The 23,675-nt window shown below is 71.6% G+C and carries 23 protein-coding genes and 1 tRNA gene; 11 read left to right on the forward strand and 13 right to left on the reverse strand.

The window, feature by feature from the left end; translation table 11 throughout:
* Positions 1–42: 42 nt before the first annotated feature.
* On the reverse strand, positions 43–633 hold the full coding sequence (locus tag ACIOD2_RS26245; RefSeq protein WP_400543081.1) for a TetR/AcrR family transcriptional regulator: 591 nt from the start codon (positions 631–633) through the stop codon (positions 43–45).
* A gap of 80 nt (positions 634–713) precedes the next feature.
* Here ACIOD2_RS26245 and ACIOD2_RS26250 point away from each other — a divergent pair, with 80 nt between their 5' ends.
* Positions 714–1,460, forward strand: coding sequence for an SDR family oxidoreductase (locus tag ACIOD2_RS26250; protein ID WP_400543272.1), 747 nt, complete (start codon positions 714–716; stop codon positions 1,458–1,460).
* Here the strand turns inward: ACIOD2_RS26250 and ACIOD2_RS26255 are convergent.
* Both ACIOD2_RS26255 and aceE read right to left on the reverse strand, forming a co-directional pair.
* Positions 1,457–2,668 (reverse strand): alpha-hydroxy-acid oxidizing protein, encoded by a 1,212-nt coding sequence (locus ACIOD2_RS26255; RefSeq protein ID WP_400543084.1) that lies wholly within the window; start codon positions 2,666–2,668, stop codon positions 1,457–1,459. The genes ACIOD2_RS26250 and ACIOD2_RS26255 overlap by 4 nt on opposite strands.
* A gap of 71 nt (positions 2,669–2,739) precedes the next feature.
* Positions 2,740–5,535, reverse strand: a complete 2,796-nt coding sequence (aceE, locus tag ACIOD2_RS26260) for a pyruvate dehydrogenase (acetyl-transferring), homodimeric type (protein ID WP_400543087.1) — start codon at positions 5,533–5,535, stop codon at positions 2,740–2,742.
* 417 nt (positions 5,536–5,952) lie between these two features.
* Here aceE and ACIOD2_RS26265 point away from each other — a divergent pair, with 417 nt between their 5' ends.
* From ACIOD2_RS26265 to ACIOD2_RS26280, 4 genes are all read left to right on the forward strand, one after another.
* Positions 5,953–6,384, forward strand: a complete 432-nt coding sequence (locus ACIOD2_RS26265; RefSeq protein WP_400543090.1) for a DUF3052 domain-containing protein — start codon at positions 5,953–5,955, stop codon at positions 6,382–6,384.
* Between the two features lie 72 nt (positions 6,385–6,456).
* Positions 6,457–6,918, forward strand: a complete 462-nt coding sequence (locus tag ACIOD2_RS26270) for a peroxiredoxin (RefSeq protein WP_400543093.1) — start codon at positions 6,457–6,459, stop codon at positions 6,916–6,918.
* A gap of 43 nt (positions 6,919–6,961) precedes the next feature.
* Positions 6,962–7,036, forward strand: a tRNA-Val gene (locus tag ACIOD2_RS26275).
* Positions 7,037–7,065: 29 nt separating this feature from the next.
* The gene (locus ACIOD2_RS26280; RefSeq protein ID WP_400543096.1) at positions 7,066–7,821 is read left to right on the forward strand and encodes a hypothetical protein; all 756 of its coding nucleotides are present in this window, start codon (positions 7,066–7,068) and stop codon (positions 7,819–7,821) included.
* Here ACIOD2_RS26280 and ACIOD2_RS26285 read toward each other — a convergent pair.
* Positions 7,774–9,231: an MFS transporter gene (locus ACIOD2_RS26285; RefSeq protein WP_400543099.1), complete on the reverse strand. Its 1,458-nt coding sequence runs from the start codon at positions 9,229–9,231 to the stop codon at positions 7,774–7,776. The two genes, ACIOD2_RS26280 and ACIOD2_RS26285, sit on opposite strands and share 48 nt — an antisense overlap.
* Before the next feature lie 155 nt (positions 9,232–9,386).
* On the reverse strand, positions 9,387–10,442 hold the full coding sequence (locus tag ACIOD2_RS26290) for a hypothetical protein (RefSeq protein ID WP_400543102.1): 1,056 nt from the start codon (positions 10,440–10,442) through the stop codon (positions 9,387–9,389).
* A 146-nt stretch (positions 10,443–10,588) separates the two neighbouring features.
* On the opposite strand from ACIOD2_RS26290, the gene ACIOD2_RS26295 reads away from it, so the two are divergent.
* Positions 10,589–11,170, forward strand: a complete 582-nt coding sequence (locus ACIOD2_RS26295; RefSeq protein ID WP_400543105.1) for a short chain dehydrogenase — start codon at positions 10,589–10,591, stop codon at positions 11,168–11,170.
* Here ACIOD2_RS26295 and ACIOD2_RS26300 read toward each other — a convergent pair.
* Positions 11,157–11,660: a carboxymuconolactone decarboxylase family protein gene (locus tag ACIOD2_RS26300; RefSeq protein WP_400543275.1), complete on the reverse strand. Its 504-nt coding sequence runs from the start codon at positions 11,658–11,660 to the stop codon at positions 11,157–11,159. The two genes, ACIOD2_RS26295 and ACIOD2_RS26300, sit on opposite strands and share 14 nt — an antisense overlap.
* A gap of 125 nt (positions 11,661–11,785) precedes the next feature.
* Between ACIOD2_RS26300 and ACIOD2_RS26305 the strand changes: the two genes are divergently transcribed.
* Positions 11,786–12,250 carry a MarR family winged helix-turn-helix transcriptional regulator gene (locus tag ACIOD2_RS26305; protein WP_323335719.1) on the forward strand — a complete coding sequence of 155 codons (465 nt, stop codon included), beginning with the start codon at positions 11,786–11,788 and terminating at the stop codon, positions 12,248–12,250.
* Here the strand turns inward: ACIOD2_RS26305 and ACIOD2_RS26310 are convergent.
* Entirely contained in the window at positions 12,247–12,663 is a 417-nt protein-coding gene (locus tag ACIOD2_RS26310) for a cupin domain-containing protein (RefSeq protein WP_400543109.1), read from the reverse strand. The genes ACIOD2_RS26305 and ACIOD2_RS26310 overlap by 4 nt on opposite strands.
* 6 nt (positions 12,664–12,669) lie before the next feature.
* The gene (locus ACIOD2_RS26315) at positions 12,670–14,163 is read right to left on the reverse strand and encodes an AMP-binding protein (protein WP_400543112.1); all 1,494 of its coding nucleotides are present in this window, start codon (positions 14,161–14,163) and stop codon (positions 12,670–12,672) included.
* 31 nt (positions 14,164–14,194) lie between these two features.
* On the opposite strand from ACIOD2_RS26315, the gene ACIOD2_RS26320 reads away from it, so the two are divergent.
* Together ACIOD2_RS26320 and ACIOD2_RS26325 are read left to right on the forward strand one after the other, a co-directional pair.
* Positions 14,195–15,331, forward strand: coding sequence for an acyl-CoA dehydrogenase family protein (locus ACIOD2_RS26320; RefSeq protein WP_400543115.1), 1,137 nt, complete (start codon positions 14,195–14,197; stop codon positions 15,329–15,331).
* A 40-nt stretch (positions 15,332–15,371) separates the two neighbouring features.
* Complete coding sequence (locus tag ACIOD2_RS26325) at positions 15,372–16,322, forward strand: SDR family NAD(P)-dependent oxidoreductase (RefSeq protein WP_400543118.1); 951 nt, start codon at positions 15,372–15,374, stop codon at positions 16,320–16,322.
* On the opposite strand, the gene ACIOD2_RS26330 is transcribed toward ACIOD2_RS26325, so the two are convergent.
* Complete coding sequence (locus tag ACIOD2_RS26330; protein ID WP_400543121.1) at positions 16,319–17,497, reverse strand: aminotransferase class V-fold PLP-dependent enzyme; 1,179 nt, start codon at positions 17,495–17,497, stop codon at positions 16,319–16,321. The genes ACIOD2_RS26325 and ACIOD2_RS26330 overlap by 4 nt on opposite strands.
* Positions 17,498–17,542: 45 nt before the next feature.
* Between ACIOD2_RS26330 and ACIOD2_RS26335 the strand changes: the two genes are divergently transcribed.
* Both ACIOD2_RS26335 and ACIOD2_RS26340 read left to right on the forward strand, forming a co-directional pair.
* Positions 17,543–18,175, forward strand: a complete 633-nt coding sequence (locus ACIOD2_RS26335; RefSeq protein WP_400543124.1) for a GntR family transcriptional regulator — start codon at positions 17,543–17,545, stop codon at positions 18,173–18,175.
* Complete coding sequence (locus tag ACIOD2_RS26340; protein ID WP_400543127.1) at positions 18,172–18,930, forward strand: metallophosphoesterase; 759 nt, start codon at positions 18,172–18,174, stop codon at positions 18,928–18,930. Before ACIOD2_RS26335 ends, ACIOD2_RS26340 begins: the two co-directional genes overlap by 4 nt.
* Before the next feature lie 10 nt (positions 18,931–18,940).
* Here the strand turns inward: ACIOD2_RS26340 and ACIOD2_RS26345 are convergent, their stop codons facing one another.
* From ACIOD2_RS26345 to ACIOD2_RS26360, 4 genes are all read right to left on the reverse strand, one after another.
* The gene (locus tag ACIOD2_RS26345) at positions 18,941–20,566 is read right to left on the reverse strand and encodes a CocE/NonD family hydrolase (protein WP_400543132.1); all 1,626 of its coding nucleotides are present in this window, start codon (positions 20,564–20,566) and stop codon (positions 18,941–18,943) included.
* 84 nt (positions 20,567–20,650) lie between these two features.
* On the reverse strand, positions 20,651–21,577 hold the full coding sequence (locus tag ACIOD2_RS26350; protein WP_400543135.1) for an asparaginase: 927 nt from the start codon (positions 21,575–21,577) through the stop codon (positions 20,651–20,653).
* Positions 21,574–22,998, reverse strand: a complete 1,425-nt coding sequence (locus tag ACIOD2_RS26355; protein ID WP_400543138.1) for an amino acid permease — start codon at positions 22,996–22,998, stop codon at positions 21,574–21,576. The genes ACIOD2_RS26350 and ACIOD2_RS26355 overlap by 4 nt, the downstream gene beginning before the upstream one ends.
* Positions 22,995–23,642 carry a FadR/GntR family transcriptional regulator gene (locus ACIOD2_RS26360; RefSeq protein WP_400543278.1) on the reverse strand — a complete coding sequence of 216 codons (648 nt, stop codon included), beginning with the start codon at positions 23,640–23,642 and terminating at the stop codon, positions 22,995–22,997. Before ACIOD2_RS26360 ends, ACIOD2_RS26355 begins: the two co-directional genes overlap by 4 nt.
* Positions 23,643–23,675 lie beyond the last annotated feature (33 nt).

Below are 23,675 nucleotides of genomic sequence, written 5' to 3' on the forward strand. Positions count from 1 at the left end.
TTGGCGTTCCAATCACGTGAGTTGGCGTTCTGATCACGTGGGTTACGGCTGGGGGAGGACGGCCAGGGCGGTTTCGGCGACCGTGCGGAGTTCGGCGGGGGTGGAGCCGCCCTTGCCGAGTGCCTCGATGCCGCGGGTGACCGCCAGCAGCAGGCTCGCGAGGTGGGCCGGGTCCTGGTCGCCGGCGATGTCGCCTGCGCGCTGGGCGGCCGCGATGGCCGTCGTGAGCTGCTCCTGCAGCTCGTGGAAGACGCGCTGGGCGCGGGTCGCGACGGCCTCGTCGTGCTCCGCGCACTCCGCCGTGCCCTTCGCGAGCAGGCAGCCGCGCCGGTCCCGGTCCGCCGCCGTGGACTCGGCGATCCCCAGGACGTAGCCGCGAATCCGCTGGAGGGCGCCGGTGTCGGGACCCTCCAGCGCGCGCCGCGTCGACTCGGCGGACTCGGTGCAGTAGTCGTCGAAGACGCGCAGGAACAGCGCGTGCTTGTCGCCGAAGGCGCCGTAGAGGCTGCCCTTGCCGAGGCCGGTCGCGGCGGCGATGTCGTCGATCTTCGTGCCCGCGTAGCCGGTCGACCAGAACTGGTCCCTGGCGGCGCGCAGCACCGCGTCCTGGTCGAAGCTCCGGGGTCGCGCCATGCCCTCAGCCTACCCATTCTTGACTGTCTCGTCCAGAACGGCGTACGTTCTGGACGAGACAGTCAAGAACTCGGAGGAGCATCGTGAACCTGCAGGACAAGACAGCTGTGGTCACCGGCGGCGGCACCGGAATCGGGCTCGCCATCGCGAAGCGGTTCGCGGCCGAAGGCGCGCACGTGTTCATCACCGGGCGGCGCAAGGAGGTCCTCGACGACGCCGTCGCCGAGATCGGCGGCAGCGTCCAGGCGATCCGCGCCGACTCCTCGAACCTCGCCGACCTCGACGCGCTCTACCGCGCCGTCGAAGAGCGCGGGAAGGGCCTGGACGTCGTCGTCGCCAACTCCGGCGGCGGCACCGTCGCCCCGCTCGGCGAGATCACCGAGGAGCAGGTCGACGGCACGTTCGCCACGAACGTCAAGGGCGTCGTCTTCACCGTGCAGAAGGCCCTGCCGCTGCTCAACGAAAACGCGTCGATCATCATCACCGGCTCGACGACGTCGACGCGCGTGGCGCCGGGCATGAGCATCTACGCCGCGACGAAGGCCGCCGTCCGCAACTTCGCCCGCACCTGGGCACTCGACCTGAAGGGCAAGGGCGTCCGCGTCAACGTCCTGAGCCCGGGGCCAACGCGCACCCCGGGCCTGCTCGGCCTGGCCGAGCCCGCCGCGCAGCAGGCGATGCTCGACATGTTCGAGGCCGACGTCCCGCTCGGCCGGATCGGCGACCCGTCCGAGATCGCGGGCGCGGCACTGTTCCTGGCCTCACCCGACGCGAGCTTCGTCAACGGCGTCGAGTTCTTCGTCGACGGCGGCCAGGCGCAGGTTTAACGCAGGGTCGCGTGCGAGGGCGTGAGGTCGGCGAGGGTCCGGACGCCCAGCAGCTGCATCGTGCGGACCATCTCCGTGCGGAGGATGTCCACGCAGCGCTGGACGCCGCGCTCGCCGCCGGCCATCAGGCCGTAGAGGAACGCGCGGCCGACCAGGACGGCGTCGGCGCCGCGGGCGATCGCCGCGACGATGTCGCCGCCGGAGAGGATGCCGGTGTCGATCCAGACCTCGGCGCCGCCCTGGATCTCGTCGAGCACCGCCGGGAGCAGCTCCAGCGGGGTCGGCGCGCGGTCCAGCTGGCGGCCGCCGTGGTTCGACAGCAGCACCGCGTCGGCGCCGTGCTTGACGACGTCGCGGGCGTCCTCGACGTTCTGCACGCCCTTGACCACGAGCTTCCCGGGCCAGGTGCGGCGCACCCAGTCGAGGTCGTCGTAGTTCAGCGTCGGGTCGAACAGCTTGTTGAGCAGTTCGGCGACGGTGCCGTCGAAGTGGCTCAGCGAGGCGAAGTTCAGCGGTTCGGTGGTGAGCAGGTTGAACCACCACGCCGGGTGCGTCGCGCCGTCGAGGAACGTCTTGAGGGTCAGCGCCGGCGGGATGGTCAGGCCGTTGCGGACGTCCCGCAGCCGCGCGCCGCCGACCGGGGTGTCGACGGTCAGCATGAGCGTGTCGTAGCCGGCTGCCCACGCGCGATTCATCAGATCTTCGCCGGCGCCGTGGTCGCGCCAGACGTAGAGCTGGAACCACTTGCGGGCGTCGGGTGCCGCCGCGGCGAGGTCCTCGATCGAGGTCGTCGCCATCGTCGAGAGACCCATCGGGATGCCGTTGCGCTGGGCCACGCGGCCGACCGCGGCCTCGCCCTCGTGGTTCATCATCCGCGTGAAACCCGTGGGGGCGAAGGCGAAGGGCAGCGCCGACGTCTTCCCGAGGATCTCCCGCGTGGTGTCCACATCGGACACCCCGCGCAGCACGTTCGGGTGGAACTCGATCCGCCGGTAGGCCTGGCGGGCGCGGAGCAGGCTGTCTTCGAGCTCGGCCGCGCCGTCGGTGTAGTCGAAGGCCGCCCGCGGGGTCCGCTTGCGCGCGATCATCCGCAGGTCGGCGATGGTGTGGGCGTTGCCGAGGCGCCGGTCGGTCGGGTTGAGCACGATCGGCTTGGGCCGCAGGAGCTGCTTCAGCTCGTCCGGCTTGGGCAGTCGGCGCTTCGTCACCTTCATCAACTCCCTAGCAAGCGGGACCCGGCAGACATCGGATGTCTGCCGGGTCCCTTTCTAGCACCAGGTCACGCGCTGCCGGAATCCGACGTCTGCGGCCCGGCGGCCGCGATGTCGTCGAGCCGGTACTTCGTGGCCGCTTCGAGGACCTTCGCCTGGTCGACCTCGCCGCGCTTGGCCAGGATCGACAGGGCGCCGACGGTGATCGACTCGGCGTCGACCAGGAACTTCCGCCGCGCCGCCGGCCGGGTGTCGGAGAACCCGAACCCGTCGGTGCCCAGCGTCAGCATGTCGGTCGGCACGTACGGGCGGATCAGGTCCGGCACCGCGCGCATCCAGTCCGACACCGCCACGACCGGGCCGTTCGCGCCCTGCAGCTTCTCGGTCACGTACGGCACGCGCGGCTCGCTGCCCGGGTAGAGCAGGTTGTCGTGGTCGATTTCCACGGCCTCGCGCCGCAGCTCGGTCCACGACGTCGCCGACCACACCGCGGCCCGCACGCCCCACTCCTCGGCGAGCAGCTTCTGCGCCTTGAGCGCGTCCGGCATCGTGACGCCCGAGACCAGGATCTGCACCTCGGGACCGTCGCCCGACGGCGCGTCCGCGTACCTGTACAGGCCCTTCAGCAGGCCGTCGACGTCGAGGTTCTCCGGCTCGGCGGGCTGCTGGTACGGCTCGTTGTAGATCGTCATGTAGTAGAAGACGTTCTCGCCGTTGCCGTCCGGGCCGGTCTCGCCGTACATCCGGCGCAGGCCGTCCTTCACGATGTGCGCGATCTCGAACGACCACGACGGGTCGTACGCCACGGCCGCCGGGTTGGTCGCCGCCAGCAGCAGCGAGTGCCCGTCGGCGTGCTGCAGGCCCTCGCCGGTCAGCGTGGTGCGGCCGGCGGTGGCGCCGATGACGAACCCGCGGGCCATCTGGTCGGCGGCGGCGTACAGGCCGTCACCGGTGCGCTGGAACCCGAACATCGAGTAGAAGATGTAGATCGGGATCATCGGCTCGCCGTGCGTCGCGTACGACGTGCCGACGGCGGTGAACGACGCGGTCGAGCCCGCCTCGTTGATGCCCTCGTGCAGCAGCTGGCCCTTCTCGGACTCCTTGTAGGCCAGCATCAGGCTCGCGTCGACCGACGTGTAGGTCTGGCCGTGCGGGTTGTAGATCTTGGCCGTCGGGAACATCGAGTCGAGGCCGAAGGTGCGGGCCTCGTCCGGGATGATCGGGACGACGCGCTTGCCGATCTCGGAGTCCTTCGCCAGCTCGCGGACCAGCCGGACGAACGCCATCGTCGTGGCGACCTCCTGCTTGCCGGAGCCCTTCCGGACGCCTTCGTAGACCTTGTCGCCGGGCAGCACGAGCGCCTTCGCCGACTTCGGGCGGCGTTCCGGCAGGAAGCCGCCGAGCGCCTTGCGGCGGCCGATCAGGTACTCGATCTCGGGCGAGTTCGCGCCCGGGTGGTAGTACGGCGGCAGCTTCGGGTCGCGCTCGAGCTCCTCGTCGCTGATCGGGATCCGCTGCGAGTCGCGGAACAGCTTCAGGTCGTCGAGGGTGAGCTTCTTCATCTGGTGCGTGGCGTTGCGGCCCTCGAACGCCGGGCCCAGGCCGTAGCCCTTGATCGTGTGGGCCAGGATCACCGTCGGCTGGCCGTGGTGCTCCAGCGCCGACTTGTACGCCGCGTACACCTTGCGGTAGTCGTGGCCGCCGCGCTTGAGGTTCCAGATGTCGGCGTCGGAGAGGTCCTTGACCAGGTCCTTCGTCCGCGGGTCGCGGCCGAAGAAGTGCTCGCGGACGAACGCGCCGTCGTTGGCCTTGTACGTCTGGTAGTCACCGTCCGGCGTGACGTTCATCAGGTTGACCAGGGCGCCGTCGCGGTCGGCGTGCAGCAGCGAGTCCCACTCGCGGCCCCAGATGACCTTGATGACGTTCCAGCCGGCGCCGCGGAAGTACGACTCCAGCTCCTGGATGATCTTGCCGTTGCCGCGCACCGGGCCGTCGAGCCGCTGCAGGTTGCAGTTGATCACGAAGGTCAGGTTGTCTAGGCCTTCGCCGGCCGCGATGTGGATCAGGCCGCGCGACTCCGCCTCGTCCATCTCGCCGTCGCCGAGGAACGCCCAGACGTGCTGGTCGTTCGTGTCCTTGATGCCGCGGTCGCGCAGGTAGCGGTTGAACCGCGCCTGGTAGATCGCGTTCATCGGGCCGAGGCCCATCGACACCGTCGGGTTCTCCCAGAACTCCGGCATCAGCCGCGGGTGCGGGTACGACGGCAGGCCGCCGCCCTCGCCGGCGTGCGAGTACTCCTGGCGGAAGCCGTCGAGCTGCTGCTCGGACAGCCGGCCCTCGAGGAACGCGCGGGCGTAGATGCCGGGGGAGGCGTGCCCCTGGATGTAGATCTGGTCGCCGCCGCTCGAGTGGTCCTTGCCGCGGAAGAAGTGGTTGAACCCGACTTCGTAGAGCGCGGCGGAGGAGGCGTAGGTCGAGATGTGGCCGCCGACGCCCACGCCGGGGCGCTGCGCCCGGTGCACCATGATCGCGGCGTTCCACCGGATGTAGGCCCGGTAGCGCCGCTCGATCTCCTCGTCACCGGGGAACCACGGTTCGTTCTCGGTGGGGATGGTGTTGACGTAGTCCGTCGAGGTCAGCGCGGGTACACCGACGTTGCGTTCACGGGCGCGCTCCAGAATGCGCAGCATCAGGTACCGGGCCCGCTGCTGGCCTCCCCTGGCCAGCGCCTCGTCGAAGGAGTCCAGCCACTCGGCGGTCTCCTCCGGGTCGATGTCGGGCAGGTGCGCAGCCAATCCGTCTCGGATTACGCGTACGCGTGCCGGGGTCTCCTTGCCGGAGGCGCCGTCGTTCTGCGGGGCCAAGGGGTCTCCTTGCGAAAAGTTGTAGCCGGTGGCGCTCGTACTCGGGGGTGTACGACTCTCCATCGTCGTCTTCCGTCCCGGCTTCCGCACCGCTACCAGGCGGTAACATCGGCTGGCCCGGTCGAGCCACTCCCCGCGCGCGGTGTATCCGCGCGCGCGTTTTCTTCCTCCCCACCCTAGGGGACGCCCTCCGGCAGGGTGCCAGTCCGGTCCCGGAGGCACCCGAAACGCCGTCGCGGCGGGTGCCCGGCGCCCCGTATCCTGCGACACGAGTTGTCAAAGATCCGGTGTGGACGGTTGCGCGGAGAGCCACACCAGTGTTCGCTATCGGCAACCGGGTAGCCGAGTGTGGCGCAGCCGTACCCTCCACGAGGGTGCTCGAGCGCCACGCTCCGTCGTAGTTGGAGGAGTGAAGCAGTGGTCGCCGCGGGAGACGCTGATCAGACCGGCGTCGCCGAGAGGCTCGGCATCAAGCCCGAGATGGTGGTCCAGGAGATCGGCTGGGACGAGGACGTCGACGACGACGTCCGCGCGGCGATCGAGGAGCAGATCGGCGGGGACATCCTCGACGAGGAAGCCGACGAGGTCATCGACGTGGTGCTGCTGTGGTGGCGCGAAGACGACGGCGACCTCGGCGACGCGCTCATCGACGCCAGGGGCCCCCTGGAAGAGACCGGCGTGATCTGGGTGCTCACCCCGAAGACGGGGCAGCCCGGGCACGTCGAGCCGAGCGAAATCGCCGAAGCGGTGCCCGTCGTGGGCCTGGCCCAGACCGCCAACATCAGTGTCGGCGCGAACTGGATCGGCACGAGGCTGGTGTCCCCCAAGTCGAAGTCGAAACAGCGCTGAACCGGCCCCGCCCAGCTGACACGATAGGGTTGTCGTCGCAGGCACGTGTCCGTACGGGAGAGGAATCGCGGTATGGCCGTCGAGGTCGGCTCACAGGCCCCTGACTTCACGCTCAACGACTACAACAAGCAGCCGGTGCAGCTGTCGTCCTTCAAGGGCGACAAGCCGGTACTGCTGGTCTTCTACCCGTTCGCGTTCAGCGGCATCTGCACGGGCGAGCTCTGCCAGCTCCGTGACGAGTTCGCCGACTACGACAACAAGGGTGTCCAGGTCCTGGGCGTCTCGGTCGACACGCCGTTCTCGCTGAAGGCGTGGGCCGAGAAGGAGGGCTACCAGTTCCCGCTGCTGTCCGACTTCTGGCCGCACGGTGATGTGGCCCGGTCGTACGGCGTCTTCAACGAGCAGGCCGGTCTCGCCGTCCGCGGCACCTTCCTGATCGACACCGAAGGTGTGGTCCGCTTCGCCGAGGTGAACGCCCCGGGCGAGGCGCGCGACCAGCAGGGCTGGAAGAAGGCCGTCGCCGAACTGGCGTGAGGCTTCCCGGCGGCGGTTCCCTTCGCGGGGACCGTCGCCGTCCGGGCGCATAGCTCAGCGGAAGAGCACTCGGCTTACACCCGAGCGGTCGCAGGTTCGAACCCTGCTGCGCCCACCAGATCCCCTGTGAAAGGACCCGGCTGACGCGTGCACGGTGCGGCGGGATGGGTCTTCACGGGGGCCGGCGCGATCGAGGCGATCGCGGGCGCGGCCTGGCTGTCTTTCCGGTGGTGGTTCGCCCGCGGGGTGCGCCGGTACCGCGTGACGGCCGTTCGCTCGCTTCCGCAGGTCTTCCGGGTTTCTCCGGTGGCGGGCACCGTCGTCGACGACGTCAGCGGCGTCGAACGGGAACTCCGGCCGACGACCGTGCCCGTGCTGGTGGACGACGTCGTGCGGTGCGGACCGGCCGGCGCCGGGCGGGTCCGGTTGCTGCCGACACCCCGGACCGCGCTGCCCGCCGCCTTCGCCGTGCGGGGGGTGCTGCTGGTGGCGTTCGGCCTGGCCGCCGGTCACCTGGCTCCGGACGTCACCGCGTCGTACCTGCTCGTGGCCTGGGCTTTCACCCTGTTCGGGGCGCTGTCCGCGGGGATCGCGGCGGGGCGCCTGCGGTTCGCGGGGCTGGCCCGCGAAATCGAGGGTGACGTCGTCGACGAGCGGCGGTGGCTGAACCGGGCGCCGAGCGAGCCGAAGGTCCGGTACACCGTCTACGGCCGGACCCGCTCGGCGTGGGCCGGGCGGTACACCTTCGTGTCACCCCGCGTCGGGAAGACCGTCGCCGTACTGCTCGACCCGCGCGCCGAGGCGTCCGTCCGCCGGGTGGGCGGCAGCTTCGGGATTTACCAGTTCCTGGGCGCCTTAGCGGGCCTGCTGGGCGTCCTGCAGTTCCTCGGCGCGCTCGGCTGAGGTCCGCATCACCGTCACCAGCAGCGCCAGGCCCGCGAAGAGCACCGTCGCGATCACGCCTGTGACGTTCAGCGCGCTCGTGAACGCCTCCTTCGCCTGAGTCGCCAGCTCCGGGTGGGTGACGTCGGCCGCCAGGGTCGTGCCCGCCGGGAACACCCCGTGGTAGACCGCCGCGGCGGTCAGGCCGATGAAGGCCAGCCCGAGCGAGCCGCCGAGGTAGTTGCCGGTGTCCGCCATCGACGCGGCCGAGCCGGCGCGCTCCGGGGGCACGGACCCGACGACCAGGCCGATGCCCAGCGCGAACAACGGGCCCGTGCCCAGGGTCAGCACCGCGATGCCCGCCACGACCAGGGGAAGGCCGTCGGCGAACACCAGGAGCAGGCTGCCGGCCGCGGACACCACCAGGCCGCCCGCGATCGCCGTGGCCGGGGCCAGCCGGCGGGCCAGCGCGGGAGCGATCGTCGTGCCCGCCGCGACACCGATGCCCATCGGGGCGAACAGCAGCGCCGACACGAGCGGCGAGTGCCCGAGCACGTCCTGCAGGTACTGCGTGACGAGCAGCCCGACGCCCGCCATCGCGACCCCCGCGAACACCAGCGCGACCAGCACGGCGGTGAACGGCCGGTTCCGGAACAGCCGCAGGTCCAGCAACGGCTCCGGCCGGGTCAGCTGCCGGCGGGCGAACACCACGCCCAGCACGGTCCCGGCGAGGATCGCGCCCAGCGGCACGAGCAGGCCGGCACCGGTGGTCAGCTGCTTGAGGCCGAACACGAACAGCAGCACGGCGGCCAGCGAGAGCGCGACGCCGCCGAAGTCGAGGCGGCCCGGCGCGGGCGTGCGGAACTCGGGCAGCAGGATCGGGCCGGCGACCAGCAGCACGGTCATGGCGGGCACGGCGATCAGGAAGATCGAGCCCCAGGCGAAGTGCTGCAGCAGGAACCCGGCGAGGACCGGCCCGAGCGAGCCGCCGGCGAACTGGCAGGTGGCCCAGATCGAGATGGCCTTCCCGCGCTGCCGCTCGTCGCGGAACATGTTGGTGATCAGGGCGAGCGTCGACGGCATGAGCGTCGCCCCGGCGATCCCCAGCACCCCGCGGGCCACGACGAGCATTCCGGGACTGGTGGAGAAAGCGGCGACGACGGAGACGGCCGCGAAGGCCGCACCGCCGATGAGCAGCAGTTTCCGCCGGCCGATCCGGTCGCCGAGGGTGCCCATCGTGATGACGAACCCGGCGACGAGGAAGCCGTAGCTGTCGGTGATCCACAGCTGCTCGGTGCTGCTCGCGCCCAGCTCGGCGCTCAGTTGCGGCAGCGCGAGGAACAGCGAGGTCATGTCCATCGCGACGAGCAGTGTGGGGAGCACGAGCACCAGCAGCCCCAGCCACTCGCGCCGTCCGGCCGGCTTGTCCATGTCGACTCCTTCTCGGTGGTGCGAACACCCAGGGGTCGGAGCCGCGGCGGGGGACCGGACATGGCTTGGTGAGACCTGGGTCACACGTGCCGGAGAGGCCGAGGAGCGTCGCGGACGTACCGCCCCGGCGAAGGGGCGGTACGTCCGGGCCGTGGTCAGCCGCAGTGCCAGCGGACCACGTCTTGCCGCCACTCCGGGGTGGTGGTCGTGACCGCGGCGTAGATGTCGCCCTCCTCCGTGAGCTCCTTGACGTCCACGTTCTGTTCGCCCGTCGAGACGATCTGAGCCGGTCCGCCGCCGGAGGGCAGGACCACCGTCGAACCGTTGTCACCCGGACCGGCGATGTCTCCCGCCGCGTTCATCGCCTCGGCGCGGAGCAGACCCGGCAACGGCCGGTCGATCGAGCCGTCGAGCTTCCAGAGGAACACCCCGGCGTCACCCGTGTACCCGGCGACCCGATCGCCCCCGATGGCCGTCGGCACGACCTCGCCGTCCGCGCCGTTGGCGGCCGGCGACGCGAGACGGACCGTGGTGGCTCCGCCGGGCGGCCACAGGTACCCGGCGAACCCGCCCCCGGGCAACGCGCCGATGATCGCCACGGGCACGGTGCCGTCCTCGCCGATGCCGGCCGGTACCTGGAACCCTTCGTGCGGCGCGGGCAGCACGCGCACGGTGCCCGGCGTGTCCGCCGGCCACACGACCGTGCGGTACACCCCGGTGTCCCCGCTCTCGCCGACCGCGCCCAGGATGTCGCCGTGGGCGTTGATCCGGATCGCCGTGGTGTTCACGAACCCCGGCGGCTCGGGCAGCCGCTCGTAGGCGCCGTCGACGTACCTGACAGCGTGGTTCGGTTCGTGGCCGCCGAAGACGTGCGGTTCGGCGTACGACCCGACCGCGACGCCGGCCGAGTTCACGTCGGAGATCGTGGTGTCCAGCCCGAAGGCGCTGCCGAGCACGTTCGCGGTGCCGCCGCGCCACACCACACCGGCCAAGGGGTCACCGGCCGTCTTCGGCCGCAGGGTCCCGGCGACCGCGCCCGCTCCGTCACCCGAGCCGAGATCCTCGAGCCGGTAGCCGTCCGGCACCGGCTGGGTGGCCGCCGTCCAGTGGCACCCCTCCGCCGCCGCGGCCGTGGCGGGTGCGCCGGCCAGCACTGCCCCCGCCAGCACCGCCGCGACCGCTCCGGCGGTGTACTTCCCCACTTCTCGCACAACGTCCTCCTCGGACATCGGACCAACCCCCGACCGAACACCTTGATCTTAGTGAGGAGCACCGACAAGAACGGATTTCTCTTACGTGCCAAGGGTTTCGATCGTTTCCGGGAAACCGGGTTGCCGCGGCCGCTAGCGTCGACGACGTGAAGATCGTCGTGCTGGGGGCCACCGGTCTGGTCGGCCGGGCCGTTGCCGCCACTCTCGAACCGCGCCACGAGGTGGCCGGGGTCTCGCGGACCTCGGCGGTCCGCGCCGACCTGACCGACCCCGCGTCGCTCGAGGCGCTGTTCACCAAGCCGGTCGACGCCGTGGTGTGCTGTGCCGCCAACGTTCCGCTGCGGCCGCTGGCCGAGCTGACCGGCGAGCAGGTGCTCGACGACCTGCGCGGCAAGCTGTTCGGCCAGGTCGCGCTCGCTCGGCTCGCCGCCGAACGCCTGCCGGACGGCGGCTCGATCACCCTCACCGGCGGGACGTTCACCGAGCCGATTCCCGGCAGCGGCCTCGGCGCGCTCGTCAACGCCGGGCTCGAGGGCTTCGTCCGGTCCACGGCCGCCGAGCTGACTCGCGGGCTGCGGATCAACGCCGTCAGCCCCGGTTGGATCAGCGAAACCCTCGAGGCGATGGGCGAGGACGGTGGTCGCGGGACGCCTGTCACCGTCGTCGCCGGGGCCTACCGGGAACTCGTGGAAGGTGACGCGAACGGAACGACCGTCATACCGCGGTAGCGTGCCAGGCGTGGTCCGCGAAGACCTCGTCCAGCGGTGCCCCGGTCAGGCGGTTCGCGAACGTCGACAGCGTGTAGGTGCCGATGCCCAGCACCACTTCCAGCGCGTTCCGCGGCGTGTAACCCGCCTGGGTGAACGCGTCCAGCGCGGCCGGTGGGACGTCACCCGTCGTGTCCATGACCGCGTGCACGAACACGCGCAACGCCTCCAGTCGCGGCGAGGGCAACGCCGACTCCGCGCGCAGCGCCGTCACCAGCTCCGGTGCGGCGGACAGGCGCTGGAGGGACGCCGTGTGCATCGCGACGCAGAGGTGGCAGCCGTTGCGCGCGGCCACCGTCATGATCAGGACTTCGCGGTCGAGGGCCGGGAGGGTGGCCGACTCGAAGATCGCGTTCAGCTTCAGGAAGCCGTTCAGCAGTTCAGGTGACGTCGCCAGGCGGGCGACGGCGGCCGGGACGTGGCCGCCGAACTTCTTCGCGGTGGCCGCCATCGCGGGGCGGGCGGCGGGCGGGGCAGACTCCGGGGTGTGATCGGGGAACAAGACGTCTCCAGACGTAGTATCGACAACGTGGTTGTCGAAACCGTAAACCTGGTTGTCGAATTTGGCAAGGGGTCATGACCGACGCACCCGGCTACGAGCTGCCGTTCCTGCTCTTCGGCGGTTTCCGCACGCTCATCGACCGCCTGCACGCCGAGCTCGCGCGCCGCGGGCACCCGGACGTCCGCCCGTCGTACGGGTTCGCCATGCAGGCCATCGGCGTCCAGGGCGCGACGGCGTCCGAAGTCGGCCGCCGCCTCGGCGTCTCCAAGCAGGCGGCCGGCAAGACCGTCGACCGGCTCGAGGCGCTCGGGTACGCCGAGCGCGCCGACGACCCCGCCGACGCGCGCCGCAAGATCGTGCGGCTCACCGCGCACGGCGTCGACGCGCTCACGAAGTCGGCGGAGATCTTCGACGACCTGCGCGCCGACTGGGCGCGCACGGTCGGCGCCGACCGCATGACCGCGCTCGAGACCGATCTGCGCGCGGTCGTCGGCCCCGCGGCCTACCGCCTCGACGCGGCGGGCTGGTTCACGAGCTAGAAGTCGCAGCCCGGGTTCGGCGCGTCCTCCGAGAGCGGGCTGCCCGCCGGGAGCACGTACAGGACTTCGAGGACCAGCGGTGCCGTCCCGAGGTTGCGGCCGATGTGCACCTGGTCGGGCTGCTCGGTGAACGCGCGCCCGGTGGGGTAGAGGCCGTCGAGGGAGCAGTCGGCCTTGTTGTGCGTCAGCGTCCCGGCCTTCACGTACGCGTAGAGCGTGCCGTCGTGGAAGTGCCAGCCGGTGTAGCCGCCGGGCTGGATGGTGATCTCCCGGAGCGTGTAGTCGGTGTGGCCGATCGTCTTCTGCGTGAGGATCGTGCCGGTGACCCCGCTGCCCGGCGTCGCGGACGCGGTGGCGGGCAGCACCAGCAGGGCGGCGAGAACGGCGGTGGTGACGGCGATCGGCTTGCGCATCGGGAGTCAGTCCTTCCGTAGGGTGCGGCGCAGCATCTTGCCCGATTCGGTCCGCGGCAGCCGCTCGGTGAAGTCGAACCGCTTGGGCGTCTTGAACCCGGCCAGCGCGGCCCGGCAGTGCTCGGCCAGCCGCGCCGCCAGTGCGTCGTCGCCGGCAACCCCGGGCACCGGCTGGACGACGGCGATCACGCGCTGGCCCCACTCGTCGTCCGGCTCGCCGATCACGGCCGCGTCGGCGACGTCCGGGTGGGAGAGCAGTCGCGCCTCGATCTCGGCGGGGTAGATGTTGACGCCGCCGGAGAGGATCAGGTCGGTCCGGCGGTCGAGCAGGAAGACGCGGCCTTCGGCGTCGCGGTAACCGAAGTCGCCCACCGTCAGGAATTCGCCCGAACGGGCGGCCGCGGTCTTCTCCGGGTCGCCGAGGTAGTCGAGCGCCGTGTGGGCCGAGCTGAAGTAGAGCGTGCCCGGCTCACCGTCCGGCAACTCGGCGCCGTCCTCGTCGAGGACCTTCAGCCGCACCCCGGTCAGCGTCCGGCCGACGGTGCCCGGCGCCTTCAGCCAGTCCGACGCCGTGACGCCGCAGATCAGGCCTTCCGACGCGCCGTAGTACTCGTGCACCACCGGGCCGAGCCAGCCGATCATCCGCTCCTTGACCTCGGGCGGGCACGGCGCCGCGCCGTGGATCACGCTGGTCAGGCTCGACAGGTCGTACCGCGCTAGGACGTCGTTGGGCAGCCGCAGCATCCGGTGGAACATGGTCGGCACGAGGTGGGTGCTCGTGACGCGGTGGCGTTCGACCAGCCGCAGCGTCTCCTCGGCGTCGAACTTGTCCATCAGCACAGCGGAGTGCCCGAGGTGCATCGCGTTGACGGAGAACGAGCCGGGCGCGGCGTGGTAGAGCGGGCAGGCCACGAGGTGCACGCCCGGCCCCTCGTGGACGTCCATCATCGCGAGCAGATCGCGGTGGATTTCGTGCAGCGACGGCGGTTTCCCGCTGAGCGCCCGGCGGACGCCCTTGGGACGGCCGGTGGTGCCGGACGTGTAGAGCATCGTCTGCCCGGCCGTCCGTGGCTCCGGCGCGGTGGACGGCTCGTCCTCACCCCAGGACGCGTAGTCCTCCCAGCCGTCCGCCGCGCCGACCGAGAAACGGGCCACGGAACCCAACGGCGGACAGGTACGTGCGATGTCCGCGTCCGCGACGACGACCCGGGCGCCGCTGTTCTCCACCACGTAGGCAATTTCCTCGGCGGAGGACCGGTAGTTGACCGGCGTGAAGTACATCCCGGCCTGGAGCGTGGCGAACAGCAGCTCGAAGTAGGGGAGTCCGTTGTGGACGATCCCGACGACGCCGTCGCCCTCGCGCAGGCCCAGCCGGTGCAGCGCGTGCGTCAGCCGGTTCGCCCGCGCGGCCAGCTCGCCGAAGGTCGCGGACCGCCCGTCCGGGGCGAGCACCGCGAGCCGGCCCGGGTGCGCTTCGGCGACGTCGTAGAAGGTGCTCACGCACCGCACGCTACCGGGTACGGTGCGACGCATGGACGCGGACGTTTTCGGCCAGGTGCTCGGGGCGGTGCGGGAGTTCGTGCGCAAGGAGGTCGTCCCGCGCGAGGCGGAGATCGACGAAACCGACGAAATCCCCGCCGGGATCCGGGAGAAGGCCGCCGAGCTGGGCCTGTTCGGCTGGGCGTTGCCGGAGGAGTACGGCGGCCTCGGGCTCGGCATGGCCGAGGACGTCCGGCTGGCGATCGAGCTCGGCTGGACGACACCGGCGTTCCGCTCCCTGTTCGGCACCAACAACGGCATCGCGGGCCAGGCGATCGTGCACTACGGGACGCCGGACCAGCGCACCTGCTGGCTGCCCCGGCTCGCCGCCGGCCAGGCGATCGCGTCGTTCGCGCTCACCGAGGCCGAAGCCGGCTCCGATCCCAGCGGGCTGACCAGCCGCGCGGTCCGCGACGGCGACCGCTACCGGCTCTCGGGCACCAAGCGGTTCATCACCAACGCGCCGCTCGCCGAGGTCTTCGTCGTGTTCGCGCGCACCGAACCGGACAGCGCGGGCAGCCGTGGCATCTCCGCGCTGCTCGTGCCCGCGGGCGCGCCCGGCGTCACCGTCGGCCCGCACGACGCCAAGATGGGCCAGGCCGGCGCGTGGACGTCGGAGGTGGTCTTCGACGACGTAGAAGTGCCGGCGGACGCGCTGGTCGGCGCGGCGGGCCAGGGCTTCGGCATCGCGATGGCCTCGCTCGCCCGCGGCCGGCTGCACATCGCGGCGCTGTGCGTGGGGATGGCGGAACGCGCGCTGGCCGAAGCCGTCGACTACGCGCGCACGGCCCGCCAAGGTGGTCACCCGATCGGGGAATTCCAGCTGGTGCAGGCGTTGCTGGCGGAGTCGCACGCCGAGCTGGCGGCCGGGCGCGCGATGGTGCACGAAGCCGCCGCGAAGTACGACTCGGACGAGGACCGCAAGCTCGGGCCGTCGTCGGCGAAGCTGTTCTGCACCGAGATGCTCGGCCGGGTCGCCGACCGCGCGGTGCAGGTGCACGGCGGGATGGGTTACGTCCGGGGCGTCACGGTCGAGCGGATCTACCGCGACGCGCGCCTGTTCCGGATCTACGAGGGCACCAGCGAGATCCAGAAGCTCGTGATCGCGCGGCAGCTGCTCAAGGGCTGAACTTGCGCTGGAGTGCACTCCAGCTCTTAACGTCGGAGACATGACCACTGCACAGCACAAGATCGGCTCGGGCTTCGGCGCCACCAGCACGGCGTCCGAGGTCCTCGCCGGCATCGACCTGACCGGCAAGCTCGCGATCGTCACCGGCGGCTACTCCGGCATCGGCCTCGAGACGACGCGCGCGCTGACGCAGGCGGGCGCGCACGTCGTCGTCCCGGCCCGCCGCCGGGCGACGGCGGAAGAAGCGTTGCGGGGCTTCGAGAACGTCGAGATCGACGAGCTGGACCTCGGCGACCTCGACAGCGTCCGCGCGTTCGCCGAGCGGTTCGCCGCCTCCGGCCGCGGCATCGACGTCTTCATCGGCAGCGCCGGGATCATGGCGGCGCCGGAGACCCGGGTCGGCCCGGGCTGGGAGGCGCAGTTCGCGACCAACCACCTCGGCCACTTCGCGCTGGTGAACCGGCTCTGGCCGGCGTTCAACCCGGGCGCGCGGGTCGTGTCGGTGTCCTCGCGCGGCCACCACTTCGGCCCGGTCCGCTTCGACGACCTCAACTTCGAGCAGGGTTACGACAAGTGGCTCGCCTACGGCCAGGCGAAGACGGCGAACGTCCTGTTCGCGGTCCAGCTCGACAAGCTCGCGCAGGACCGTGGTGTCCGCGCGTTCGCCCTGCACCCGGGCCGGATCCTGACCGACCTGGTGCGCCACCTGGACCGCCAGGAGCTGATCGACTCGGGCATGCTCGACGAGAACGGGCAGGCCACCGGGGCCGGTGCGAAGACGCCCGAGGAGGGCGCGGCGACGCAGGTCTGGGCGGCGACGTCCCCGCAGCTCGACGGCCTCGGCGGCGTCTACCTCGAAGACTGCGACGTCGCCGAGCCCGCCCCGGCCGACGGCACGCGCGTCGGCGTCAAGGACTACGCGGTCGACCCGGCGCAGGCCGAGCGGCTGTGGACCGTGTCGGCCGAACTGACCGGTGTTAACGCCTTCTAGAGCTTCTCGACCGCCTTGACCAGCAGGTCGATCTCGTCCTCGGTGTTGTAGTAGTGCACCGACGACCGGACCAGGTCCGGCAGGTCGCGCGCGGTGAAGTCGAACTGCGCCGACGTGCGGGACGAGACCGACACGTTGATCCGCGCTTCGGCCAGCCGCGCCTTGATGTCCGCGGCGGGCGTGCCGTCGACGCTGAAGGTGACGATGCCGCACTTCTTCACGCCGAGGTCGTGCACGCGGGCGCCGATGCCGGCCAGCCGGGTGCGCAGGGTGTCCGCGAGCGAGGCGACGCGGGTTTCGATGGCCGGCATGCCCCACTCGAGCGCGTAGTCGATTGCGGCGCCGAGGCCGAACACCGCGGCGAAGTCGCGTTCCCACACCTCGAAGCGCTTGGCGGTCGGGTCGACGACGTATTCGGTCGGCGCGGTCCAGACCGCCGAGTGCAGGTCGAGCATCGCGGGCTCCAGCCGCTCGCGCAGGCGCGGGTGCGCGTAGAGGAAGCCGGTGCCACGCGGGCCGCGCAGGTACTTGCGGCCGGTCACCGACAGCGCGTCGCACTTCAGCCGCCGGACGTCGAGATCGACCTGGCCCGCGGACTGGCACGCGTCGAGCAGGAACGGGATCCCGGCCGCCTCGGCGACCGCGCCGATCTCCTCGGCCGGGTTGACCAGCCCGCCCTGGGTGGGCACGTGGCTGACGGCGATCAGCTTGACGTCGCCGTCGACCCGGCGGCGGAGGTCTTCGACGTCCAGCTGGCCGGACTCGTCGTCGCCGACCACCTCGACGACCGCGCCGGTGCGCTTGGCGACCTGCAGGTACGCGATCGCGTTGCTCGCGTACTCCGCGCGCGAGGTCAGGATCCGGTCGCCCGCGGTGAACGGCAGCGCGTAGAAGATCGCCTGCCAGGACCGCGTCGCGTTGTCGGTGATCGCGATGTCGTCGGCCTCGCCGCCGACCAGCCTCGCCGCCGACGTGTACACCGCGGCCAGCCGGTCCTGCGCTTCGGCGGCCGCTTCGTACCCGCCGACCAGCGCTTCGTGGCGCAGGTAGTCGACGACCGTGTCCGTCACGACGGCCGGGGGCAGCGCGGAACCCGCGTTGTTGAAGTGGACCACCTCCGCGCAGCCGGGGGTCTCACGGCGGGCGCGGTCGACATCGAAGCCGTCAAAGGTCATGCAAACTGAATACAGTACGGCCGGATTGCATGCAATACTGCCCGCATGGGCCGGACTCCACTGCGCAGCGACCTGATCGAGGAGATCACCACCCGCGTGCTCGACGGGCGGCTCGCCGCCGGCGCCCGCGTCAACGAGGTGCACCTGGCCCGCGAGCTGGGTGTCAGCCGGACGCCGCTGCGGGAGGCCCTGATCGGGCTCGCCGGCCGCGGCCTGCTCGTGACCGAGCCGGGCCGCGGGTTCCTCGTGCCGCCGTTCGACCCGGACGAAGCCCGCCGGCTCTACCCGCTGGTCGCCGAGCTCGAGGCGCTCGCGCTGCGCTGGACGTCGCCGCTGGAGCTGGCCGGGCTGCCCGACGCGCTCGACGTCGTCGCCGAGGAGATGGCCGCGGCGCTGGAGCGCGGCGAGGATCTGTCCGAAGTGGACGATCGCTGGCACGCGCTGCTGCTGTCCCGCTGCCCGAACCCGCACCTGCTGCGGTTGATCGAGCAGACCAAGCCGCTGCTCAAGCGGTACGAATCGTGCTACTTCGGCGGTGCGAGCCGCGCCGGGGAGAGCATCGGCGAGCACCGCCGGATCGCCGCGGCGCTGCGCGACGGCGACCTGCCGACCGCGTCCGCGGTGCTCGTCCGCAACTGGGTGAAAGCACTGGCGTACCTGGGGAAGGACGAAAGATGATCATCGCGCACCTGAGCGACCTGCACCTCGACGACGGGCCGCGCGCGGAAGAGCGCGTCGCGGCCGTGCTGGCGTACCTGGACGAGCTCGCGGTCGACGCTGTCGTCGTCACCGGTGACATCGCCGACCACGGCGCCGCGACGGAGTACGCGCGCGCCGCCGAGCTGCTCAAGCACCCGGCGCCGGTGCTGGTCTGCCCGGGCAACCACGACGTCCGCGCGGCGTTCCGGACCGGCCTGCTCGACCTGCCCGCGTCCGACGGCCCGATCGACCTCGCCCGGGAGGTCGACGGCGTGCTGTTCGCGATGTGCGACTCGACAATCCCCGGCCGCGGCGCGGGCCACCTCGCCGACGAGACCCTGGACTGGCTCGACGGCGTGCTCTCCGGCGGTGACGGCCCGGCGTTCGTCGCCTTCCACCACCCGCCGGTCGAGGTCGGCGTCCCGCTGGTGGACGCGATCCGGCAGTCGGGGGAGGAGCGGCTGGCGGCCGTGCTGGCCCGCCACCCGCGCGTCGCGGCCCTGCTCGCCGGGCACGTCCACACCGGCGCGTCGACGACGTTCGCCGGCGTGCCGCTGCGGATCGCGCCCGGCGTGGTGTCGACGTCGCTGCTGCCGGTCGAGCCGGGCGCCGATCGCGGCTGGGACGAGGGCGGGCCGCTGGAGTACGACCGGCCGCCGTCGCTGCTGCTGCACGTCCTGCACGACGACGGCCGGGTGACCACCCACCACCGGACGGTCCCGTTCGTCTCCTAGTGGCTGTCTCCTAGTTGGTGAAGACCGGCAGCGTGATCCGGGACGGCCGGGCCGCGTCGTGGAAGATCTCGAAGCGGTTCGGCTTGCCGTCCACCGCCGCGGTGATCGGCTCGCCCGTGCCGTGGTTGCGGGCGAAGCGGGGGAACGCGCCGCCCGCGACCTGGACACGCAGCCGGTGGCCGCGGCGGAAGCGGTAGGCCGTCGGGTCGAGCGTGACCTCCGCCGTCACCACGCCGTCCGCGTCCGCCTCGGGGAAGCCGGGCCGCAGCCGCAGGATCCCGTCGGTGACGTTGCGGGAGACCCCGCCCGCGTCGACGTCGCAGAGCCGGACGTAGACGTCGGCGTGCCCGAGCTCGGTGCGCACGTGCACGGTCGCGGCGACGTCGCCGATGACGTCGAGGTCCGACGCCAGCGGCTCGCCGGTGAAGACCAGCACGTCCGGCCGGGCCTCGACCTCCTGGTTGTCCTTCTGCTTCCAGTCCCCGGTCAGCAGCGGCCCGCCGACCGCCGGGGTCGGGTCCGCCGGGTCGTAGGTGAACGTCGTCGGCCGCGCTTCGTCGCCGCCTGCTTCGCCGAGCCCGCCGATCGGGCGCAGGTGCGACGCCGTCGCGGTCGACGGCGGCGGCCACGTCTCGAAGTCCAGCCAGGTGCCCGCGCCCTGCAGGAAGATCCGGACCGGCGCGCGCTGCAGGTACGTGCGGTCGCCGAGCAGGTGGGCGCGCAGGAAGCCGAGCTGGTCCTGGATCATCGGGCGCATGCTCGCCGGCTCGCCGTGGGCCCACGGGCCGATCGTGAGGCGCGGGGCCTTGCCCGCCTCGGCGAGCCGCCGGAAGTCCTTCAGCTGCGAGCCGACGAACAGGTCGTACCAGCCGGTGACCATCGACACCGGGACGTCGAGCTTCTCGACGTCGGCGCTGTGGTCGGACATGGCCCAGTAGGTGTCGTCCGGCACGAAGTGCTCGGTGATGTCCTGCAGGAACCGCACCGGCTTCCCGATCGCGGCGACGTCGGCGCGGCTCAGCGGCAGGAACGACATCGCCTTGCGCGTCTTGCGCTGCTGCAGCGGGTTCGGCAGCGCCGCGAAGCGTTCTTCCTGGCGGCCGATCATCGCCGACCACGACACCATGTTGTCCGCGGCGAGCACGCCGCCCGGGTAGAACGTCGAGATGAACTCCGACGCCGTGACGCCGAGGCACATCGCCTCGAGGGGCGGGTCGAGGTAGGGCCCGACCGCCCACTGCGTGTGCCCGAGGTAGCTGGCGCCCGCCATGCCGAGCCTGCCGTCGCACCACGGCTGCGCGCGCAGCCACTCGGCGGTGGCGATGCCGTCCTCACGCTCGAGGTGGAACGGCCGGAACTCGCCGCCGGAGCCGAACGAGCCGCGGGTGCTCTGGATGACCGTCTGCAGCCCGTGCCGGGCGAAGGTGTCCCCGAAGAGCTTCGAGAGCAGGCCCTTGCGCCCGTACGGCGTGCGGATCAGCACCACCGGCGCCGGGGTGTCGCCCGCCGGGGCGTACCGGTCCGCGAGCAGCGTGACGCCGTCGGTCATCGGCACCGGCAGGTCGCGCGTGATGACCGGCTTCGGCCCTTCGGCGCGGGGGAGGCCGAGCATCCTGTCGACAAATCGGTCCAGCACGGGCGCCTGCCTTCCGAAGCGGAGTCACACCTTCCGGATTCGACGGTACCCCAGGTCGTGCGGGTGGCAACCGGAGCGCGAGCGTCAGCGGCTGCCCACGCTGAGCGCCTCGGCCAGTTTCCCGGCGACCCGCAGGTTTTCCGGGCCGGACGGCACGGTCACCCCGCACAGCTTCAGCGCCGCGGCGAGCACCGGCACCCGGGCCCGGTCGCCGCCGTCGGCGATCTTGGCCGCGATCGCCGTGCCGTCGGGCAGGGCGGCGACCTGGACGGCCTCGAAGCCGTCCTTCGCGATCAGTCCCGGCACCGCGCGCATGACGGCGGTGACGTCGCGGCGGCTGCCGCCGACCAGCTCGGGGTGCCGCCGGATCCCGTCGGCGACCAGGCCTTCGGGCGTTCCCGGTGCGCCCGTGGCGATCTTCGACACGGCGGTGGCGAGGCCGCGCAGCGTGGTGGCGAACAGCGGCGCGCCGCAGCCGTCGACGGCGACCCGCTCGATCGCCCGGCCGGTCAGGTCCTCGACGGTGGTGGCGATCGCCCGTTGCAGCGGGTGGGCCGGGTCCAGGTAACCGTCGGTGTCCCAGCCGTTCAGCGAGCAGGTCGCCAGCATCGCCGCGTGCTTGCCGGAGCAGTTGTGCGCGAGCCGGCTCGGGGCCCGCCCGGCCGCCACCCAGTGGTCGCGCTCGACCGGGTCGTACGGGAAGTCGGCCGGGTTGCCCAGGTCGTCCGGGGACCGCTCGCCGAGCACCGCCGACGCGGCGTCGAGGTGCATCGGCTCGCCGGAGTGGCTGGCCGCCGCGATGGCGAACCCGGCGGGCGGCAGCCGCAGCCCGAGCCGCGCCATCGCCGTGGCCTGCAGGGGTTTCGCCGTCGACCGCGGGTACATCGGGGCGTCCGGCGCGCCCGCGCCGAACAGCGTCGTGCCGTCCGGGGCGAGCACGATCACCGAGCCGTGGTGCCCGCCCTCGACCATGCCGTCGCGCACCAGCTCGACCAGGAGTTCGTGGTTCACAGCCCCGCCTTGTCGAACGCGCGCATGTCGATCCGCTTCCGCACGGCGAACCAGCCGGCGACCAGCGTGGCGGCGATCACCGGCAGTGCCATGAGCGTGATCCGGCCGGTCTCGTCGAAGCCCATCAGGACCACGACGGCGGCGAGGAACACCAGCGTCGCGATCTCGGTGTACGGCGAGAACGGCAGCCGGAACGACGGCCGCTCGAGCCCGTCCCGTTGCGTCCTGCGGACGAACAGCAGGTGGCAGAGCACGATGATGGCCCAGGTGGCGAGGATGCCGATCGCGGCGAAGTTCAGCACGATGTCGAAGGCCTCCTTCGGCACCAGGTAGTTGAGCCCGACCCCGAGCACGCAGACCGACGCGGTCAGCAGGATCCCGCCGTAGGGCACCTGGTTGCGGTTCATCACGCCGGTGAACTTCGGCGCGGAGCCGGCCGTGGCCATCGACCGCAGGATCCGGCCGGTCGAGTACAGCCCCGAATTGAGACTGGACAGGGCCGCGGTGAGCACGACCAGGTTCATCACGCTGTCCGCGGCCGGCACGCCCAGGTGCGCCAGCACGGTGACGAACGGGCTCTGGTCCTTGGTGTAGGAGCTCCACGGCAGCAGCATCGCCAGCAGCACGACCGAGCCGACGTAGAACACGGCGATCCGCCACATGATGGAGTTGATCGCCTTCGGCATGATCTTCTCCGGGTTCTCGGTCTCGCCCGCGGCGACCCCGACCAGCTCGACCGACGCGTAGGCGAACACCACGCCCTGCACGATCATGACCATCGGCAGCAGCCCGGCCGGGAAGATCCCGCCGTGCCCGGTGATCAGCTGCGGGCCGCCCGCGACGCCGTCGATCGGCGTCCGTGTGGCCAGCAGCACGATCCCGATCACCATGAACAGCACGAGCGCGGCGACCTTGACGATGGCGAACCAGAACTCCATCTCGCCGAACAGCTTCACCGAGACCAGGTTGAGCGTCAGCACCACGGCGAGCGCGATCAGCGCGAGCACCCACTGCGGGACCGGCGTGAAGAACGACCAGAAGTGCGCGTAGAGCGCGATGGCCGTGATGTCGGCGATGCCGGTGGTCGACCAGTTCAGGAAGTGCATCCAGCCGGCGACGTACGCGCCCTTCTCGCCCATGAACTCCCGCGCGTAGGAGACGAACGCGCCGCTCGAGGGCCGGTACAGGATGAGCTCGCCGAGCGCGCGGACCACGAAGAACGCGAAGAGCCCGCAGACGGCGTAGACGATCGCCAGCGCCGGCCCGGCCTGGGCGAGCCGCCCGCCGGCGCCGAGGAACAGGCCGGTGCCGATGGCCCCGCCGATCGCGATCATGTTCACGTGCCGCGGCTTGAGGGCCTTGCTGTACCCGGCGTCGCCGGCGTCGGCGGCCGCTTCCGGGGTGAGGGTCTGTTCGGTCACTGGTCCCCGTTCACGATGCTGGTGAGCGTGTCTTCGACGTGCTGCAGGTGGGCGGTCATGGCCGCGACGGCGGCGCTCTCGGAACCCTCGGCGATCGCCGTGACGATCGCCCGGTGCTCGACGTTCGACCGCCGACGTCGTCCGCCCAGCTGGTTGAGGAAGGCGGACTGGCGGGCCAGCGCGTCGCGGATCTCCTCGATCACCTTCCCGAACACCGGGTTGCCCGAGGACTGGGCGATGGTGATGTGGAAGAGCGAGTCGAGCGCGACCCACGCGGTGTTGTCGGTCTCGGCGTCCATCCGGTCGACGAGGTGGGCGAGCAGGTCGAGGTCGTCCTGGCTCCGGCGCAGGGCCGCGTAGCCGGCGACGGGGATCTCGACGTGCCGGCGCACCTCGATCAGGTCGCGGGCGGAGTAGGGCCCGAACGTCGGGTGCTCGGCGGGCCCGGTGGCGGTGACGAAGGTGCCCTTGCCGGTCTTGGACTCGGTCATGCCAAGGGCCTGCAGCCCGCGCAGGGCCTCCCGGACGACCGACCGGCTGACCTCGAACTCCCTGCTCAGAGCGGCTTCGGAGGGCAGCTTGACGCCCACGGCGTACTCGCCGCTTTCGATCAGCCGCCGCAGGTGGGCCAGCACCGCCTCCATGGCGCTCACCCGCCGGGGACCGCCTTGTCCGGC

The organism is Amycolatopsis sp. NPDC088138 (assembly GCF_044741685.1).
Classification (GTDB): domain Bacteria; phylum Actinomycetota; class Actinomycetes; order Mycobacteriales; family Pseudonocardiaceae; genus Amycolatopsis.

What these genes read in the sequence shown, in the direction of transcription:
- ACIOD2_RS26305 (WP_323335719.1), top strand. Translation starts at nt 11,786, where the DNA reads ATGACCGACGCACCCGGCTACGAGCTGCCGTTCCTGCTCTTCGGCGGT.
- ACIOD2_RS26270 (WP_400543093.1), top strand. Translation starts at nt 6,457, where the DNA reads ATGGCCGTCGAGGTCGGCTCACAGGCCCCTGACTTCACGCTCAACGAC.
- ACIOD2_RS26320 (WP_400543115.1), top strand. Translation starts at nt 14,195, where the DNA reads ATGGACGCGGACGTTTTCGGCCAGGTGCTCGGGGCGGTGCGGGAGTTC.
- ACIOD2_RS26300 (WP_400543275.1), bottom strand. Translation starts at nt 11,660, where the DNA reads ATGGCGGCCACCGCGAAGAAGTTCGGCGGCCACGTCCCGGCCGCCGTC.
- ACIOD2_RS26340 (WP_400543127.1), top strand. Translation starts at nt 18,172, where the DNA reads ATGATCATCGCGCACCTGAGCGACCTGCACCTCGACGACGGGCCGCGC.
- ACIOD2_RS26325 (WP_400543118.1), top strand. Translation starts at nt 15,372, where the DNA reads ATGACCACTGCACAGCACAAGATCGGCTCGGGCTTCGGCGCCACCAGC.
- ACIOD2_RS26245 (WP_400543081.1), bottom strand. Translation starts at nt 633, where the DNA reads ATGGCGCGACCCCGGAGCTTCGACCAGGACGCGGTGCTGCGCGCCGCC.
- ACIOD2_RS26335 (WP_400543124.1), top strand. Translation starts at nt 17,543, where the DNA reads ATGGGCCGGACTCCACTGCGCAGCGACCTGATCGAGGAGATCACCACC.
- ACIOD2_RS26285 (WP_400543099.1), bottom strand. Translation starts at nt 9,231, where the DNA reads ATGGACAAGCCGGCCGGACGGCGCGAGTGGCTGGGGCTGCTGGTGCTC.
- ACIOD2_RS26330 (WP_400543121.1), bottom strand. Translation starts at nt 17,497, where the DNA reads ATGACCTTTGACGGCTTCGATGTCGACCGCGCCCGCCGTGAGACCCCC.
- ACIOD2_RS26360 (WP_400543278.1), bottom strand. Translation starts at nt 23,642, where the DNA reads ATGGAGGCGGTGCTGGCCCACCTGCGGCGGCTGATCGAAAGCGGCGAG.
- ACIOD2_RS26310 (WP_400543109.1), bottom strand. Translation starts at nt 12,663, where the DNA reads ATGCGCAAGCCGATCGCCGTCACCACCGCCGTTCTCGCCGCCCTGCTG.